14 protein-coding genes are annotated in these 16609 nt (G+C 63.9%); 9 read left to right on the plus strand and 5 right to left on the minus strand.

The genetic code is table 11. From position 1 onward, the window contains the following. Nucleotide 1: 1 nt before the first annotated feature. A complete protein-coding gene (locus NKH59_RS00745) occupies nucleotides 2-1594 on the minus strand; it encodes a zinc-binding metallopeptidase family protein (protein ID WP_352925877.1) in 1593 nt (530 codons plus the stop codon). A gap of 75 nt (nucleotides 1595-1669) precedes the next feature. On the opposite strand from NKH59_RS00745, the gene NKH59_RS00750 reads away from it, so the two are divergent. The 6 genes from NKH59_RS00750 to NKH59_RS00775 all read left to right on the plus strand — a co-directional run bounded on the left by NKH59_RS00750 (nucleotide 1670) and on the right by NKH59_RS00775 (nucleotide 6998). Beyond that, complete coding sequence (locus tag NKH59_RS00750) at nucleotides 1670-2557, plus strand: LysR substrate-binding domain-containing protein (protein ID WP_023677271.1); 888 nt, start codon at nucleotides 1670-1672, stop codon at nucleotides 2555-2557. A 124-nt stretch (nucleotides 2558-2681) separates the two neighbouring features. Further along, complete coding sequence (locus NKH59_RS00755) at nucleotides 2682-3776, plus strand: ABC transporter ATP-binding protein (protein ID WP_353020538.1); 1095 nt, start codon at nucleotides 2682-2684, stop codon at nucleotides 3774-3776. A 67-nt stretch (nucleotides 3777-3843) separates the two neighbouring features. Continuing rightward, nucleotides 3844-4959, plus strand: a complete 1116-nt coding sequence (locus NKH59_RS00760) for an ABC transporter substrate-binding protein (RefSeq protein WP_023677269.1) — start codon at nucleotides 3844-3846, stop codon at nucleotides 4957-4959. A 17-nt stretch (nucleotides 4960-4976) separates the two neighbouring features. Next, nucleotides 4977-5810, plus strand: coding sequence for an ABC transporter permease (locus tag NKH59_RS00765; protein WP_353020541.1), 834 nt, complete (start codon nucleotides 4977-4979; stop codon nucleotides 5808-5810). A gap of 4 nt (nucleotides 5811-5814) precedes the next feature. Continuing rightward, nucleotides 5815-6621 (plus strand): ABC transporter permease, encoded by an 807-nt coding sequence (locus tag NKH59_RS00770; protein WP_352920295.1) that lies wholly within the window; start codon nucleotides 5815-5817, stop codon nucleotides 6619-6621. An 89-nt stretch (nucleotides 6622-6710) separates the two neighbouring features. Beyond that, nucleotides 6711-6998: a DUF982 domain-containing protein gene (locus NKH59_RS00775; protein ID WP_352685247.1), complete on the plus strand. Its 288-nt coding sequence runs from the start codon at nucleotides 6711-6713 to the stop codon at nucleotides 6996-6998. A 43-nt stretch (nucleotides 6999-7041) separates the two neighbouring features. On the opposite strand, the gene NKH59_RS00780 is transcribed toward NKH59_RS00775, so the two are convergent. The 3 genes from NKH59_RS00780 to NKH59_RS00790 all read right to left on the minus strand — a co-directional run bounded on the left by NKH59_RS00780 (nucleotide 7042) and on the right by NKH59_RS00790 (nucleotide 10337). Then, on the minus strand, nucleotides 7042-7350 hold the full coding sequence (locus tag NKH59_RS00780; RefSeq protein WP_353020543.1) for a HigA family addiction module antitoxin: 309 nt from the start codon (nucleotides 7348-7350) through the stop codon (nucleotides 7042-7044). A 115-nt stretch (nucleotides 7351-7465) separates the two neighbouring features. After that, nucleotides 7466-8533 carry a glycosyltransferase family 2 protein gene (locus NKH59_RS00785; protein ID WP_353020546.1) on the minus strand — a complete coding sequence of 356 codons (1068 nt, stop codon included), beginning with the start codon at nucleotides 8531-8533 and terminating at the stop codon, nucleotides 7466-7468. Between the two features lie 472 nt (nucleotides 8534-9005). Beyond that, a complete protein-coding gene (locus NKH59_RS00790) occupies nucleotides 9006-10337 on the minus strand; it encodes a dicarboxylate/amino acid:cation symporter (RefSeq protein ID WP_352685245.1) in 1332 nt (443 codons plus the stop codon). 238 nt (nucleotides 10338-10575) lie between these two features. Between NKH59_RS00790 and NKH59_RS00795 the strand changes: the two genes are divergently transcribed. Both NKH59_RS00795 and NKH59_RS00800 read left to right on the plus strand, forming a co-directional pair. Then, nucleotides 10576-12435, plus strand: coding sequence for a sensor histidine kinase (locus NKH59_RS00795; RefSeq protein WP_353020548.1), 1860 nt, complete (start codon nucleotides 10576-10578; stop codon nucleotides 12433-12435). A 6-nt stretch (nucleotides 12436-12441) separates the two neighbouring features. After that, a complete protein-coding gene (locus tag NKH59_RS00800) occupies nucleotides 12442-13797 on the plus strand; it encodes a sigma-54-dependent transcriptional regulator (protein ID WP_353020551.1) in 1356 nt (451 codons plus the stop codon). Between the two features lie 30 nt (nucleotides 13798-13827). Here the strand turns inward: NKH59_RS00800 and NKH59_RS00805 are convergent, their stop codons facing one another. Continuing rightward, nucleotides 13828-14571 carry a 2OG-Fe(II) oxygenase gene (locus NKH59_RS00805; RefSeq protein WP_352774355.1) on the minus strand — a complete coding sequence of 248 codons (744 nt, stop codon included), beginning with the start codon at nucleotides 14569-14571 and terminating at the stop codon, nucleotides 13828-13830. 211 nt (nucleotides 14572-14782) lie between these two features. Here NKH59_RS00805 and NKH59_RS00810 point away from each other — a divergent pair, with 211 nt between their 5' ends. Continuing rightward, the gene (locus tag NKH59_RS00810) at nucleotides 14783-16492 is read left to right on the plus strand and encodes a tetratricopeptide repeat protein (RefSeq protein ID WP_353020554.1); all 1710 of its coding nucleotides are present in this window, start codon (nucleotides 14783-14785) and stop codon (nucleotides 16490-16492) included. Nucleotides 16493-16609: the final 117 nt, after the last annotated feature.

A 16609-nucleotide genomic window follows, 5' to 3' on the forward strand; every position in this document is an offset into this window, starting at 1 on the left:
ATCATGCGGGTTGGTTGCCTGGTATCCACCAATCCCGTCCGCGCGGGGTGGTGATGTATTCCGGCCAGCGAAATCCGATGGGCGGATCGTAGTCGCAGAGCGGCGCGATCCAGTTCGAGCCGCCGATGCCGCCGCCGGTGCGGGCGACGAATTCATCCATCGCCGCGTTGCGCGCGGCATCGTCTTCCAACAGGCGAAGTGCTGCCAGCGCGACCGTCTTTGCGGCGCAGATGACCATTGGGTCGATGGTGGCAGAAATGCCGCCCAGCGCATTCATCGCCCAGGACGGAAACGCGTGGCCGTTCTCGGATCGCAGCGCCGGCCGGGCGACGTAGAACCGCGCCGTCGGCGTCTGCCACGACATGTCGGTGTAATCGTCGGAGGTCGAATTCAGCTGCGATGGCGGCAAGTCACGGCGCAGGATCGCCTCGGCATCCTGTGGTGCAATCAGCCGCTCCAGTTCGTCGATGAATGGTTCCTCGGTCGCTTCGCCGCCGGCATTGACCTGGATTTCGCGGGCGATCGCCTTGGCCGTCTTGTCCCAGCACGGCGGCCCGACCGCCGCCAGCGCGTCGAAGGCAATGCCGGCCATTGCGTGGTTGGCAAGCCCCGGCCGCGACTTCGACACCCAGTGCCGCTCATGGCGGCAGCCGCTCATCCTGGCTGCGGCTTCCGCATTGCGGTCGAGCACGGCGGTGACCTGCTCGGCCATCGCAAGCGTCGGCACGCGGATCATGTACTGGATCTCGGCCAGCCCGGCCGGCAGATTGTCGGCGGTCGCCTGGCCCGCCGTCAGGATCGCCTCGCTGATCGACCAGCCACCCTGGTGCGGCAGCATGGAATCGCGCAGCGCCTTGGAGGCCATGTACATCATCATGAGCGCGTCGTTGGCGCCGGGCGCCCTGACTGCCGAATGCGCCTGCGGGATGGGTGCTGCGCCGCCTGCCGCCCTCGCCCAATGTTCCGGCTCGTCGCAGATGAAACGGTAGATCATCGCATAGGCCGCACCGCAATGCGTGTCCCAGCGCGCCGTGTTGCACAGCGGCAGCATATAAAAAGGATGGAAGGAGACCATGCCCGCCAGCCCATCGTAATAGCCCTTCGCGGCATGGATCGGCTTCGATCCCCTCACCTTCTCCGCCGGCTCGCCGGTGAAGCGCAGCGTGCCTGATATGCCGTGACGCTGCATCGCCGCCTTGGTCGCCAGCAGCCCGCCGAGGCTGGCAATACCGAGGCCGGAATGCGGATCGGTGTGGCCGCCGGCCTGTTCGCCCAGCCCCGGGCGCGGTCGCTTCACCGTCGCCGCATCCTGGCAATTGCCAGGCACCGCGTCGTACTCGGCATACATGCCGATGGTCGGGCCGGTCCCGTTGGTCCAGTGGGCGCAGAAGGCGGTCGGCATGCCGCCCGATCCTTCCTCGACCGAAAATCCTTCGTGTTTCAGATGCTCGACATACCAGGCGGCCGACTGGTATTCGCGCCAGGCGGTCTCGCCGAAATCGAAGATCGTCCGCGTCCACGCCGATAGCGACGGCTGGATGTCGTCCAGACAGGCAAGTGCGGTCGCTTGCGCGGAGGTCACCGGTTTCTCCATGGCGGAAAGAAAGCAGTGAAGCGCCCCGCCAAAAAGTGATATGTTTTCCCGGCTCATGCAAATTCGGTTCACCTCTTGAGAATTCCCTCGACGCAGGCGCTGCGCGCCCTCGACAGTTTTGCCCGCCACGGCAGCGTCTGGCGCGCCGCTGACGAACTGCATCTGACCCGCAGTGCCGTCAGTCATCAGTTGCGCCTGCTCGAACGCGATCTCGGCTTCGATCTGCTCGAACGTATCGGCAAGGGCGTGGCGCTGACGCCACGCGGCCAACGCTATGCCAGCGACGTGCGCAAGGCGCTGACGGTGCTGGGCGACGCGGTGACACGCCATGCCGGCACCGGCATCGGCGGTTCGTTCAGCGTCAGTTGTACGCCGGGTTTCGCCTCGCTGTTCCTGTGCACCCATATCGGCGAGTTCCGGCAGATGTACCCCGATGTCGCGCTGCGCATCCTGACGCCGCGCCGTCTCGACGACGTGAGCAATGCCGAGGCCGATGCCTTCATCGCCTTCGGCGTCGGCAATTGGCCGAACCGCGCGGTCGAGCTGTTGTGCGGGATCTCCTTTACGCCGCTGTGCAGCCCGACGCTGCTCAACAAGATCGGCGGCTTCTCCAAGCCGGCCGACGTGCTGCGCGCCAATCTCCTGCATCTCGGCGATACCGAGGACTGGGCGCGCTGGCTGGCGCTGTCCAAGGTCGAGAACCCCGACCCGGAAGGCGGCATCTTCTTTTCCGACATGAACCTGGTTTTTTCGGCGGCGATCGCCGGCCAGGGCATCGCCATGGGCGACGAGCTGACCAGCGGCCGGGCACTGAGCGAAGGCCGGCTGGTCCGCCCCTTCGACATAGCGATCAACTCCCCGCGCTCGTATTTTCTGGTTTCCGAGCACGCCAAGGCGGCGCATCCGGTGCTGGAGGCGTTTGGGCGGTGGCTGAGGTCGAAGCTGTCGGAGAACCAGCGTTAATCTCCCCCCTTGAGGGGGAGATTGGCGCATAGATGAATCAAATTTGCCGATCAGGCGAAAACTATTCGGTTGCGGTGAGCCGCCGCCCTGCCTACGATTTCGGCTACGCTAAGGAAAGGGCAGGATGCAGCAACCCGGCCGGGCCGCAGAGATCAAGGCAATCGGGATCGGCAAGAGCTTCGGCTCGTTCCGTGCGCTGGACGATCTGACGCTCGATATCGGCCGTGGCGAGTTCCTCACCCTGCTCGGCCCCTCCGGTTCCGGCAAGACCACCTTCCTGATGATCCTTGCCGGCTTCATTCAGCCGACCGACGGTCGCCTTTACAGCGACGGCGTCGACATCACCGAGCGGCCGGCCGAGCAGCGTGCCGCCGGCATGGTGTTCCAGGGCTATGCGCTGTTCCCGCATATGAGCGTCGAGGCCAACATCGCTTTTCCGCTCAAGGTGCGAAAGAAACCGGCGGCCGAGATCAAACGCCGCGTCGGCGAAATGATCGAGCGCGTCGGGCTCAAGGGCCACGAAAAGAAACTGCCGTCGCAATTGTCAGGTGGCCAGCAGCAGCGGGTCGCACTGGCGCGGGCGCTGGTGTTCGAGCCGGGCGTACTTTTGCTCGATGAGCCGTTTTCGGCACTCGACAAGAGCCTGCGCGGCCAGATGCAGGCCGAGATGAAGCGGTTGCACCAGGAGACCGGCACCACCTTCGTCTTCGTCACCCATGACCAGAGCGAGGCGCTGGCGTTGTCATCTCGCGTCGCCATCTTCAACCATGGCAAATTGCTGCAGGTCGGCGCGCCGGACGAGGTCTACGACCGGCCGGACAACCGCTTCGTCGCCGAGTTCCTGGGCGAGATCAACATGCTGCCGCTGAAGGGCGTGCGCCCGGCCGACAATGGCTCGACAGGCCTCTGCGAAGACCGCGCGATCAGCATGCGCTGCAGGGCCGAGAAGGTCCGTGGCGATGCCATCCTGGCGATCCGGCCGGAATACATGTCGATCGCCCGCGAAGCCGCGGCAGGCGAGAACGGCATTGCCGCGACTGCCGTCGCCTCGACCTATCTCGGCGCTGCAACGCGGCTCGATCTGACGACGCGCCAAGGCGCCAAGGTGACGGTCTCGGTGCCGAACGAGGTCGCCGCCTCTGCCCTCAGCAAGGGCAATTCCGTCTGGCTGACCTGGCCCGCGGAGAAAGGCTTCCTCCTTCCGGGTGGAGAGCAATGACGATCGGCGTGGCGAATTCGCCAAGCTGACATTCAGGAAATACCAACGACAAAAAAGGGGAACTGACATGACAAACCAAACCAAGAAAAATTCCATCGAGGCGCTATCCGCCAGGGCAGTGCGCGGCGAGATCTCGCGCCGGCAGTTTACGCAGCTGGCCGCACTGGTGCTGGCCGGCACGCCGATGCTGCTGCGCTCGACCGGCGCCTTTGCCGCGGCTAAGGAACTGGTGCTCGTCAACTGGGGCGGCGACGCCATTACCGCCTATGACGCGGCTTACGGCCAGGCCTTCACCAAGGAAACCGGCATTGTCGTTAAGATGGACGGCTCCGGCCCGACCGAAGGCGCGATCGCGGCGCAGTTCAAGAGCGGCGCCCCGACCTGGGACCTGGTCGACGTCGATCCGTTCTCGGCCATCACGCTCGGCGCCCAAGGCATGCTCGAGCCGATCGATTATGCGGTCGTCGACAAGAAGAAGATGCGGCCGGGCTTCGGCTGGGAATACGCCGCCTCGACCTATTTCTTCTCCTATGTCATCGCCTATGATGCCGAGAAATACGGCAGCCAGGCACCAACCGGCATGGCCGACTTCTTCGACGTGGCAAAATTCCCCGGCAAGCGCTCGCTCTACAAATGGGGCGTGTCGAGCTGGGAAGCGGCACTGCTCGCCGACGGCATCGCACCGGCATCGCTCTACCCGCTCGACCTCAAGCGCGCGCATGACAAGATCGCCGCCTTCAAGGAAAACGTCGTCGCCTATTGGGGTGGCGGCGCCGAAAGCCAGAGCGTGCTGCTCAATGGCGAGGCCTCGATGGCGATCGTCTGGTCGACCCGGGCTTCGCTCATCGAGCAGGATTCCGGCGGCAAGATCAAGTTCATCTGGGACCAGGGCCTGATCTCGCCCGGCGCGCTCGCCGTGCTCAAGGGCAATCCCGGCGGCAAGGACGCGGCGATGAAGTTCATCGCCAGCACCCAGGACCCGGAGAAGGAACTCATCATGTTCGAAAAGCTCGGTCAGGGTCCGGCCAACCCGGCCACCGATGCGCTGATACCCGCCGACAAGAGGCGCATCAATCCGGTCGATCCCGAGAACATGAAGAAGCAGATCCCGCTCGACATGGATTGGTACGCCAAGAACTACGGGGCGGCACTCGACGAATACACGAAGATCATCTCCGCCTGACAAGCCGGGATAACCGGATGAGAGCATACCTCTCCGACAGGATGGGCGCGGCGCTGTTGATGGCGCCGCTGCTCCTCTTTCTTGTGCTGGCCTATGCCTGGCCATTCCTTGGCGTGGTTAAATGGAGCTTCACCCTGCCCACGCCGGGGCTGGGGCAGTACAATGCGCTGCTCACGGATCAGTTGGTGCAGTCGGTCTTCATCCGCACGCTGCGTATCGCGGCGATCGTGACGATCGTTTCGGTTGTCGCCGCCTACGCCATCACCGTTGTCTGGGTACGCGGCACGCCGGTGCAGCGCGTCGTGGCCGAGTTCTGCATCCTGGTGCCGTTCTGGATCTCGGTGCTGACGCGCGCCTTCGGCTGGGTGGCGCTTTTGTCCAATCGCGGCCTGATCAACACCTGGCTGCAGGCGGTCGGCTTCATCTCAGAGCCGCTGGCGCTGGTGCGCAACGAGTTCGGCGTTATCGTCGGCATGACGCATTTCCTCATTCCCTTCGCCGTGTTTCCGCTGGCCTCATCGATGCGCAGCCTCGACGACCGTGTGCTGCTGGCGGCGCGCGGCCTCGGCTCCAGCCGTATGCGCACCTTTTGGTCGGTATTCGTGCCGATGACCAGCTCCGGCATCATCGGCTCGGCGCTGATCGTCTTCGTCTTTTCGCTCGGCTTCTTCGTCACGCCGGCGATCCTCGGCGGCGGTCGCAGCGTGATGATCGCCGAGCTGATCTACCTTCGCATCTTCCAGAGCCCGGACTGGGGCCTGGGCGCCGCAATCAGTGTCGTGCTGGTGCTGTTTGTCGGCGCGCTGATGGCGCTGCTGTTCCGCTATATCAAACCCAAGCAACTGGTGTAGCGCGATGCCGACCTACCGCCCCGGTCCCGTCTCGCTGGTCCTCGCCGCCCTCGTCGCGCTGTTCCTGCTGCTGCCGCTGCTCGCCGTCATCCCGGTATCGCTGACGCCGAGCCGCATGCTGGCGATGCCGTCGGGCGAATTGTCGCTGCGCCATTACCGGGCGCTGATCGAGGATCCGCGCTGGATCGATTCGATCCTGCTCTCGATCAGGATCGGCATCGTCAGCAGCGCCTTTTCCACCGTGCTGGCGCTCTGCTTCAGCCTCGGCATCTGGATGTTCCAGCCGCGCTTCACGGCAGCATTGGTCGGTTTCGTGCTGCTGCCGATGGTGGTGCCGCCGGTGGTCTCGGCAATCACGCTCTACTTCCTGCTGACCTCGATCTCCGGGTTCTCGTCGTTCTTCGGCTATGACACCTGGCTGGGTGTCGTCATGGCGCATGCGGTGATGACGGTGCCCTTCGCCACGGTGCTGATCCTGGTGTCGCTCAGCCAGCTCGACCGCCGCATCGACCTCGCCGCCCGCGGCCTCGGCGCCACCGTGTGGGAGCGCGCCACCCGCATCATCATGCCCAACATCAAGTTCGGCATCGTCACCGCGGCGTTGTTGTCTTTCGTGCTGTCCTGGGAGGAGATCGGCGTCACCCTGTTTATCACCTCGGTCAACGCCATCACGCTGCCGCGCTTGATGTGGATGGGCCTGCGCGACAACATCGACCCGGCGATCGCCGCACTCTCGGTGATCCTGATCGTCATCACCGTGCTGGTGCTTGTGGCGCGCAGCGTCGTGGTCAGGCTGCGCGCGGCGCAGTGAGGGCCGCCTCACGCCGTGGTGACTGGCGCAAATGAAACCTTGCGCTACGATTTTCGTTATAGATGGTTCAACACGTCGAAGGCTCCGCCATGACCCAAGGATGGTTTTCCAAGCCGGTTGCGGTTGCGGTCGGCATCGTCGGAGATATCCGCAACATTTCCAACGCACGTCAGGCTGTCGAGTTGCTGGAAGCCCACTGGCGTGACGCCGGCAGCGCCAAACACGGCTTGGCACTGCGCACATGCCGCCGCGCCATGAGCGACGATCGCTGGACCGAAGCCGCCAGGGACGCGTTCGTCGAGGCCGCGCGGGCGGCGCATGTCCTGGTCGAGCGCGCCGTCGAACCGGAGAACCGGTCCAGGCAGGCAGGACCGTGATCGATTTGTGAGAGCCTCGGTGGTTCGGCCGATCTATTGCATCTCAGGCAGCATGCAGCCTTGGAATGGCGCTGACGTCAACCTCGCGTTCCGCGTGCCACGCATCATAGGCGGCCTGCATCCTGAGCCAGATCGCGGCGCCGTCGCCGAACATCTTTCCAAGACGGGCAGCGACAGCCGGCGACACCGGCTTCTTTTCGCGGATGATGTCATAAAGCTGCTGGCGCGAGATTCCGAGCAGATTGGCGATCTCCACCTTGGTCTTTCGGGTTGCCGGGATAATGTCGTCAAGCAGCGCTCCAGGGTGGGATGGGCAGCGCTCCATCGGACGCATCGGCTCATAAGAGGTCATGGGCTGGTTGTCCTTTCGCTTGGGGCGCCACGTACCCATAATGATATTGTTCGAAATCTACCCGGGTTGCCAGACCTCCCGAAAACCTGGCGGAGTTGTGGCACAGCGCCACCCACTATCCCATGGCGTGGCGGATGGTCTTGGACAGGCGGCTCAAAAATGCCGGCCTCGACGACGCATCAAGCTTCCACGACAGCACCGCGGTCGCCATTTTCCGCGGCAACACCCCGACCGACAGGAACCAGGCGGCAAGGATTGCACGCCGCCGCAGGGATGCGGTCATTTCGAGGCTGGCGACGGCGCCGGCCGCCCCGAGCGCCAGCCGGGAATCGTCGGCCACGGGATGTCGGCCGCTGTCCGCGCAAAGCGACGCCAGCCGCTCTTCCAGGTGGACCGGATCGTGGCGGACAGCATCCGACGGCACGATGGTCAGGCCGATCCCGGAAGCCTGGTCCGACAGCGCCTGCATGCGGCGGAAATCGTGGGTTACCCGCCAGCGTGCCCGCTCGGCGAGCTTTTCACCGAAGACTGAATGGTTGGCGCCATGGATCCGGTAGGCGCCGAGGCATTCGTCGATGGACTGGACGTGCCCGTACATCGGCGCCAGCGTTGCCAGATAGCCGTCGGCGCCCTGGCGGAACTCCGGCTCCGGTATCGGCATGATCGATTCGAGCGTTGCGCGGTCAAAGGCCAGCCCGCTGGTCACGGTCGTCTGATAGCGGCCCTTGTGCAGTAGTTTCGGCATGACGTCGCCGCTGTCGAAAGGCAATTCGGGCGGCGGAAAGACATCCTTGATGCGCTGTCCTTCGTCGACGATATGCAGTCTGGACTGGACCTGGGCGGTTGCCTCGTCCCAGGTTTCGACAATGGTGGAGACGGCGGTTGGATAAAGATAATCGTCGGCGTCGAGGAACAGGACGATCTTGCCCGAGCTCGCAGCGAAGCCGGTGTTGAATGCCGCCGCGTGTCCGCCATTTTGCGCTCGCGGGCATGCGAGGATCTCGTCGCGATAAGATTCCATGATTGTCGTGGAATTGTCCTGCGATGCATCGTCGACGACGATGACCTCGACATCCGCGTAGTCCTGCTCGAGAGCGCTGTCGATGCTGCGTTTGAGGAACCGCGCGTAGTTGTAATTCGGGATGATGATGGATACCGGAATCCTGTTTTGGACAGACTGCATCGCGTTTGACCTCGCATCTTGCTTTGGTTCGGCAAAGGCCCGCTCATGGGCCCGCCCCCCTCTTCAAGCGCCCCTCTTGGCGCGCAACGAGTTCCCTGGGAGAAAGCCTGCGCTTCCCACGAGGAGACGGGTCACGTTTCGCTTTGCGACTTCGTACTGAGGCCGCCATTGCCTTCGAGGCTGCTGCCATGGTCAGGGTCGGCGGCAGCAAAAGCTCCGACGGTTCGGCAAGGATGATGTTGCAAACCGAGCCCGACGGAAATGTCTCGCCTCGCGATCAGGTCGGGAGCGAAGCGGACGGTGCCATGAAGGCACGGCGGATACTGGCCTGCAAATGCGGCTGGAACAAGCCCCGCGTCGAAAATAGCGCCACTTCAGGTTGCGTTTCAGGCGGCATGCCGCGACCGCCGCCGCTGTCGCCCCGAAGCCGGCGAACCGCCTCCGGGGCCTTGTGGTCATGTGGCCTGGACGGTCAGGCGGCCTGCAAACCCGGCAGCGACAGGTCGACTTCCTCCGGCAAGTCGCCGGCCATGGCGGCGGCAAACTTCGTCTGGTCGAGTTCTCCCTCCCAGCGTGCCACCACCACTGTCGCCACCGCATTGCCGATGAAATTGGTCAGCGCCCGGCATTCCGACATGAATCGGTCGACACCGAGGATCAGCGCCATGCCGGCGACCGGCACGGTGGGGACGACCGAAAGCGTTGCCGCCAGGGTGATGAAGCCGGCGCCGGTGATGCCGGCGGCACCCTTGGAGCTCAGCATGGCGACGGCGAGCAGCAGGATCTGGTCGCCGTAGGTGAGTGGCGTGTCGGTCGCCTGCGCGATGAACAGCGCCGCCAGCGTCATGTAGATGTTGGTGCCGTCGAGGTTGAAGGAATAGCCGGTCGGGATGACCAGGCCGACCACCGAGCGGTTGCAGCCGGCGCGCTCCATCTTGGCCATGAGGCCCGGCAATGCCGCTTCCGAGGACGAGGTGCCGAGCACCAGCAGCAGCTCTTCCTTGATGTAGCGGATCAGCGCCAGGATCGAGAAGCCGTTGTAGCGGGCGACAGTGCCGAGCACCACCAGCACGAACAGCAGCGCGGTCAGGTAGAACGTGCCGATCAGCATGGCGAGGTTGGCGATCGAGCCGATGCCGTATTTGCCGATCGTGAAGGCCATGGCGCCAAACGCGCCGATCGGTGCGGCCTTCATCAGGATGGCGACGAGGCGGAAGATCGGCGTGGTCAGCGCCTGCAGGAAATCGACGACCGGACGGCCGCGATCGCCGACCAGCGCCAGGGCGACACCGAACAGCACCGAGAAGAACAGCACCTGCAGGATGTCGCCCTGCGCGAAGGCGCCGGTGATGGTGTCGGGGATGATGTTCATCAGGAAGCCGACGATGGTAGTGTCGTGCGCCTTCTCGGCATAGGCCGCCACCTTGGCGGTATCGAGCGTCGCTGGATTGATGTGCATGCCGGCGCCGGGCTGGACGACATTGGAGACGACCAGGCCGACGACCAGCGCCAGCGTCGAGAACACCAGGAAATAGATCATCGCCTTGCCGGCGACGCGGCCGACCTTCTGCAGGTCGGAGACACCGGCGATACCGGTCGCCACGGTCAGGAAGATCACCGGCGCGATGACCATCTTCACCAGCTTGATGAAGGCGTCGCCGAACGGCTTCATCGCCTCGCCGGTTTCGGGATAGAAATGGCCGAGCAGCACGCCGGCGGCGATCGCCGCGAGCACCTGCACATAAAGATGCCGGTATAAGGGAAGTTTGCCGCGCGGCTCGGCGGCAGCGATTGCTGTCTGCATAACGTCCTCCATGGCGCCCCGATCGAAAGCTCGACTCCCCGGGGCAGTTGTTTTGAGACCAGCAGCCTCGCGACTGCTGAATTCGTGTTTGCAACAGTCGTGCCAGATACGCAGAAGAGCTTTTCATCATTGATTTTGTTGAGCATTCGCAAACGTCCGCTGTGCTGGACGCATGGATAGGTGCGAATCTCCGCATAGGTCGAATTGTGCTTTGTGCGAATTCATGCACAAATGGGCGATGCTGCAACGCCCCGCCGGTGCCTTGTCTTCGACGCCCGAGCAACTCGCCAGGCGGGCGCGCCGAGCCTGGCTGCTGTTTGCGGCCATCGCGCTTTTGATCGTCACGGCAGCGCTCTACGGCGCCGGCCTTTACGGCCGCACCGCCGAGGTCGGGACCCTGGCGGCGCAGGGGCGTACCGACGCCAATCTGAAGGTCGCGCTGCTGCGCGCGGTGCTCGAAAGCCCGCGCGCCCTGCCGCTGCTTTTGTCCGCAGACCAGCAAGTGCGTGACGCGCTGTCGCAGAAAAATGCCGCGGCAATCGATGTGCTGAACCGCAAGCTCGAGGGGCTGGTCTCCGGCACCAAGGCGTCGGTACTCTATGTCGTCGGCACCGATGGACTGGCGGTCGCCTCCAGCAACTGGCGCGAGCCGATCAGCTTCGTCGGCAATGACTACCGTTTCCGCGACTATTTCTCCGGCGCGATGCAGGCCGGAACCGCCGAGTATTTTGCGCTCGGCAATGTCAGCAAGCGCCCCGGCCTCTACATTTCGCGGCGCGTCGGCGACACAGACGCACCGCTCGGCGTCGTCGTCGTCAAGATGGAGTTCGACCAGCTCGAAGCCGACTGGCGCGAGGCGAACCGCCCGGCTTATGTCAGCGACGAGAACGGCGTCGTGCTGATCACCAGCGTGCCGTCCTGGCGTTTCATGACAACCGCACCGCTGGCCGCACCTAAGCAAGCCGCGATCCGCGACAGCCAACAGTTCGGCGACGCGCCGCTTGTGCCGTTGCCGATCATGCACGGGCAGGCGCTCAGCCCGGATGTGTCGATCGTCCACGCAGTAACGCCCGGCGGCAGTGACGCGGAGTATCTCAGCCTTTCCACCACGATTCCTTCGACCCCTTGGCGGCTCGACTATCTGATCCCGGCTGAAGCGCCGATCGCCGCCGCGGTCCGCGAAATGCGGCTTCTTGCGCTCGGCGTCGTCGTCCCGCTGCTCGGCCTTGCCGCGTATCTGTTGTGGCGCCGGCAGTCGGCGCAGATGCGGATTGCCGCTGAACAGGCGGCCCGCACCGAACTCGAACGCCGCGTCGTCGAACGGACCGAGGATTTGAGCCGCGCCCGCGACCGGTTGCAGGCCGAGATAACAGGCCACCGCAGCACGGAAGCCAAGCTCCAAATAGTGCAGCAGGATCTGGTCCAGGCCAACCGCCTCGCCATCCTCGGCCAGGTCGCGGCCGGTGTCGCCCATGAGATCAACCAGCCGGTCGCCACCATACGCGCCTATGCCGACAATGCCCGCACCTTCCTCGACCGCAAGCAGACCGGGCCGGCCGAGGAAAACCTCGGCGCTATCGCAGCCCTTACCGAACGCATCGGCTCAATCACCGAGGAGTTGAAGGCATTTGCCCGCAAGGGCCGCACCGCCGCCGAGCCTGTCGAATTGCGCGGCGTCATCGAGGGCGCCGTCATGCTGTTGAGAAGCCGCTTTGCCGGCCGGCTCGACGCGTTGGTCATCGACCTGCCGCCGCCGAGCCTCAAGGTCATGGGCAATCGGGTGCGGCTCGAACAGGTGCTGATCAATCTCTTCCAGAACGCGCTCGAAGCACTCGACGGCCGCGACGACGCTCATGTGCAGGTGTCGGTCGAGGAGACCGCGGACGGCGTGACGGTCGGCGTGTCCGATAACGGACCCGGCATTCCACCCGCGATCCTCAAATCGCTGTTCACGCCGTTCAACACCTCCAAGGAAAAAGGCCTTGGCCTTGGCCTCGTCATCTCGAAGGACATCGTCGCCGATTATGGCGGCCGCATCGAAGTTTCGAGCGACGACAGCGGCACCCGCTTCACCATTCATCTCCAGACAGCAGCGTAAGCCATCATGACGAACGACAATGCCGCGCCGGTGATCCTGATCGACGACGACCGCGATCTCCTCAAGGCCACCGTGCAGACGCTGGAGCTTGCCGGCTTCTCGGTCTCGGCCTTTGCGGTGGCGGCTGAGGCGCTGGCCGGGCTCGACGCCGGTTTTACCGGCGTCGTGGTGTCGGATATCCGCATGCCTCAGATCGACGGCTTGCAGCTTTTCAATCGCATCCTGCGGCTGGATGCCGACATTCCCGTCATCCTCGTCACCGGCCACGGCGACATCGCCATGGCCGTCAAGGCGATCAAGGACGGCGCCTACGACTTCATCACAAAGCCCTTCGCCGCCGACCGGCTGGTACAGAGCGTGCGCCGCGCAGCGGAAAAGCGCCGCCTGGTGATGGAGAACCGCGCCTTGCGCGAGGCGGCCGGAGAGGCGCAGGACGGCCTGCCGCTGATCGGCCAGACGCCGGCGATGGACAGGCTGCGCCGCACACTACGTCAGATCGCCGACACCGACGTCGATGTGCTGGTGACCGGCGAGACCGGCTCCGGCAAGGAGGTGGTGGCAAGCCTTCTGCATCGCTGGAGCCGCCGCGCCAAGGGCAATTTCGTCGCGCTGAATTGCGGCACGCTGCCGGAGACCGTCATCGAGAGCGAGTTGTTCGGCCATGAGGCCGGCGCCTTCACCGGCGCGCAGAAGAAACGGATCGGCCGCATCGAGCACGCCAGCGGCGGCACGCTGTTCCTCGACGAGATCGAAAGCATGCCGGTCTCGACACAGGTGCAGATGCTGCGCGTGCTGGAAATGCGCGAGGTCACCCCGCTCGGCACCAACGAGGTGCGGCCGGTGGATCTGCGCGTCGTCGCCGCCGCCAAGGTCGATCTCGGTGATCCGCGCCAGCGCGGCGCTTTCCGCGAGGATCTCTATTATCGGCTCAACGTGGTGACGATCTCGATCCCGCCGCTGCGCGAACGCCGCGACGATGTCGCCCTGCTGTTCTTCTATTTCGCCGAGCGCGCCGCCGCCCGTTTCCACCGCCAGGTGCCGGCAGTGCCGGCTTCGGTGCATCGCCATCTGAGCGACCATGGCTGGCCGGGCAATGTGCGCGAACTGGCGCATTTCGCCGAGCGGTTCGTGCTTGGGTTGGAGGAAGGCGCCGAAGCACAACCCCCTGCCCCGACCCAATCGAACACCGCCATGAAGCTGCCGGAGCGGCTGGAGCGCTACGAGGCCGACATCATCCGCGAGACGCTTGGCCGCAACGAGGGCGACGTCAGGCGCACGATCGAAGCGCTGGGGATCCCGCGCAAGACTTTCTACGACAAGCTCCAGCGCCACGGCATCGTGCGCAGCGATTTTTCGAGGTAATCGTCGCCAGGGCTTGACCGGGCGGCCCGGTTACTTGGCGTCGTGGAAGATGATACCGACAGTGTGGCGCATGCCGGAGCGAAGCCGGCTGACGCCGTGCCTGAGATTGACCCGGTAATTGCCCTTGCTGCCCTGGACCGGTCGATTGTGGACCGCGAAGGCGACCGCGTCGCCCCGGCGCAGCGGCACCACCTCGGCGCGGCTCTGCATGCGCGGACGCTGCTCGGTCAGCACGAACTCGCCGCCGGTGAAATCCTTGCCTGGTTCCGACAACAGGATCGCCACCTGCAGCGGGAAGGCCAGATCGCCGTAGAGATCCTGGTGCAGGCAGTTGAAGTCGCCGGGAACATATTGCAGCAGGAGCGGCGTCGGCCGCGTCTGGCCCTGCTCGTGGCATTGCTCGAGGAACGCGGCGTGTTCGTCGGGATAGCGCTGCGCGATACCCATGCGCTCGTTCCAGTCATTGGCGACCGCGGCCAGGCGCGGATAGAGCGCGGTGCGCAAGCCGCCGATCAAGTCGGGCAAGGGATAGCGGAAATAGCGGTACTCGCCCTTGCCGAAGCCATGCCGCGCCATATGGACATGGCTGCGGAAATGGCTCTCGTCCGAATAAAGTCCGGCGATATGCCGGCACTCCTGCGGCGTCAGCAGCTTTTCCATCACCGCGCAACCATAGCCGCTCAGCTCATCGGCCAGCGTCCGCCAGTCATATCCGGCAACGCGCACCTCCGCCGATTTCACCGCCGCTTTCGCGCCTATCGAATGGATGGTCATGGCTTCGCCTCCTGTGGCTTCTCTGTCATTGAGATGGGTGAAACGGCGCGCGCGGACCACCCGTTTCTTGCCGGGTGAGCTCGTTAGCGATTGTCTCGGGGATTTCGTTGAATACAATGCAGCTGGGCTTGCCGCGATGGGGGGCGAATTGATCCGACGGGTTCGACAAAGGGACGGGGCAGTCCGGCAATTCCTCGTTTGCCTCGTCGTCATGCTGGTCTCGGCGCTCCCGGCCTTGCCCGCCAGCAGCGACTGCGTCAGCGACGACGAGGTCGAGGCAAGCACGCGGATCGCCGCCTGTACGCGCATGATCGAGGATGCGACAGAGCCCCTCGAAAACCGCGGTATTGCCTATTTCAAGCGCGGCAATGCCCTGACGGAACGAGGCGACTATGACCGCGCGATCGCCGACTACAGCGCGTTCATCGGCATCGCACCGACCGTCGCCAGCGGCTACTACAACCGGGGCATCAGCTGGGTCTTCAAGGGCGACTACGACAAGGGCATCGCCGATCTGGACAAGGCGATCAGCCTGGACCCGAAATATGGCGATGCCTACTACAACCGCGGCGTCGCCTGGACCTTCAAGGGCGAGAACGACCGGGCTTTGGCCGACTATGACAGGGCAATCAGCCTCAATCCGGGAGACGGCAGAAATTACCACAATCGCGGGCTGATCTGGTCACGCAAAGGCGACGACGACCGCGCGATAGCCGACTTCGACCGGGCCATCAGGCTCAACCCGAACGACGCCGGTTCCCTGAACGATCGAGCCGATGCGTTGACCAGCAAGGGCGATGAGGAGCGCGCGCTGGCCGACTATGACAAGGTGATCAGCCTCGATCCGAAAAACGCGCATGCCTACTACCGGCGCGGCAACGCCCGGCTGACGGCCGGCGATTTTGACGGCGCCATCGCCGACTACAGCCAAGTGATCAGCCTCGATCCGAACGATGAGAGCATCTGGTACAACAGAGGGGTGGCCTGGTCAGGCAAGAGCGACAATGACCGCGCCATCGCCGACTACGACAAGGCAATCAGCCTCGATCCGAAAGACCCCAACGCGTACTTCAATCGAGGTATCGCCTGGGCTAGCAAGCGAGACAATGATCGCGCCATCGCCGACTACGACCAGGTAATCAAGCTCGACCCGAAACAAGCCCTCGCATATAATAATCGTGGCTTGGCCTGGGTGGCAAAGGGGAACGATATTCGCGCCTTCGCGGACTACAGTCGCGCAATCGATATCGACCCAACACTTGCCATCGCCTACAACAACCGAGGCTTTCTCTGGAACAAGCGAGGTGAGTCCGATCGGGCCATCGCCGAATACGACCGGGCGATTGGTCTCGATCCGAAAAATCCAAGAATTTACCACAACCGCGGCATTGCCTGGATGGGAAAGGCAGACGACGGTCGAGCCATTGTTGACTTCGACCAGGCGATCCTGCTCGATCCGAATTATCCGTACAGCTACTCAAACAGGGGTGTTCTTTATTTCTATTCCGGCTCGCTGGCGAAGGCGCAGGCTGACTTTGAAAAGGCGGCCGCTCTCGAGCCCGACTACGCCTATTTTGCCATATGGCTGGATATTGTTGAGCGACGCAACGGCGCGGCGAGCCATTTGCGGGAGGCAGCTTCCAAACTCGACATGACGAAGTGGCCGGCGCCCGTGGTTCGAATGCTGCTTGGCGAAAAGACGCCCACCGCGACATTGAACGACGCCGATGACTCGGATCCAACCAAGAAACACGGCAAGTTTTGCGAGATCGGTTTCTACAACGCGGAACTCAGCCGGCTCAAAGGGCAACGCGATCAGGCACTATCGCTTTACAGGCATACCATCAGCCATTGTCCAAAGAATTTTATCGAATACCGTGCCGCCAACGCTGCATTACGCGAGTTGGGTGTTTCGCCGTAACTCTGCCCGACGGATGTTCGTTTGCTAAGAAGACTGATCCGAACACGATAGAGGTGCATTCTGCCAGACTGATCCAAGCCGGCCGGCGTCCATATGTCAGGAGCCTTCGCCAGCGCG

The organism is Mesorhizobium sp. M0998, from assembly GCF_040318885.1.
Lineage (GTDB): Bacteria > Pseudomonadota > Alphaproteobacteria > Rhizobiales > Rhizobiaceae > Mesorhizobium.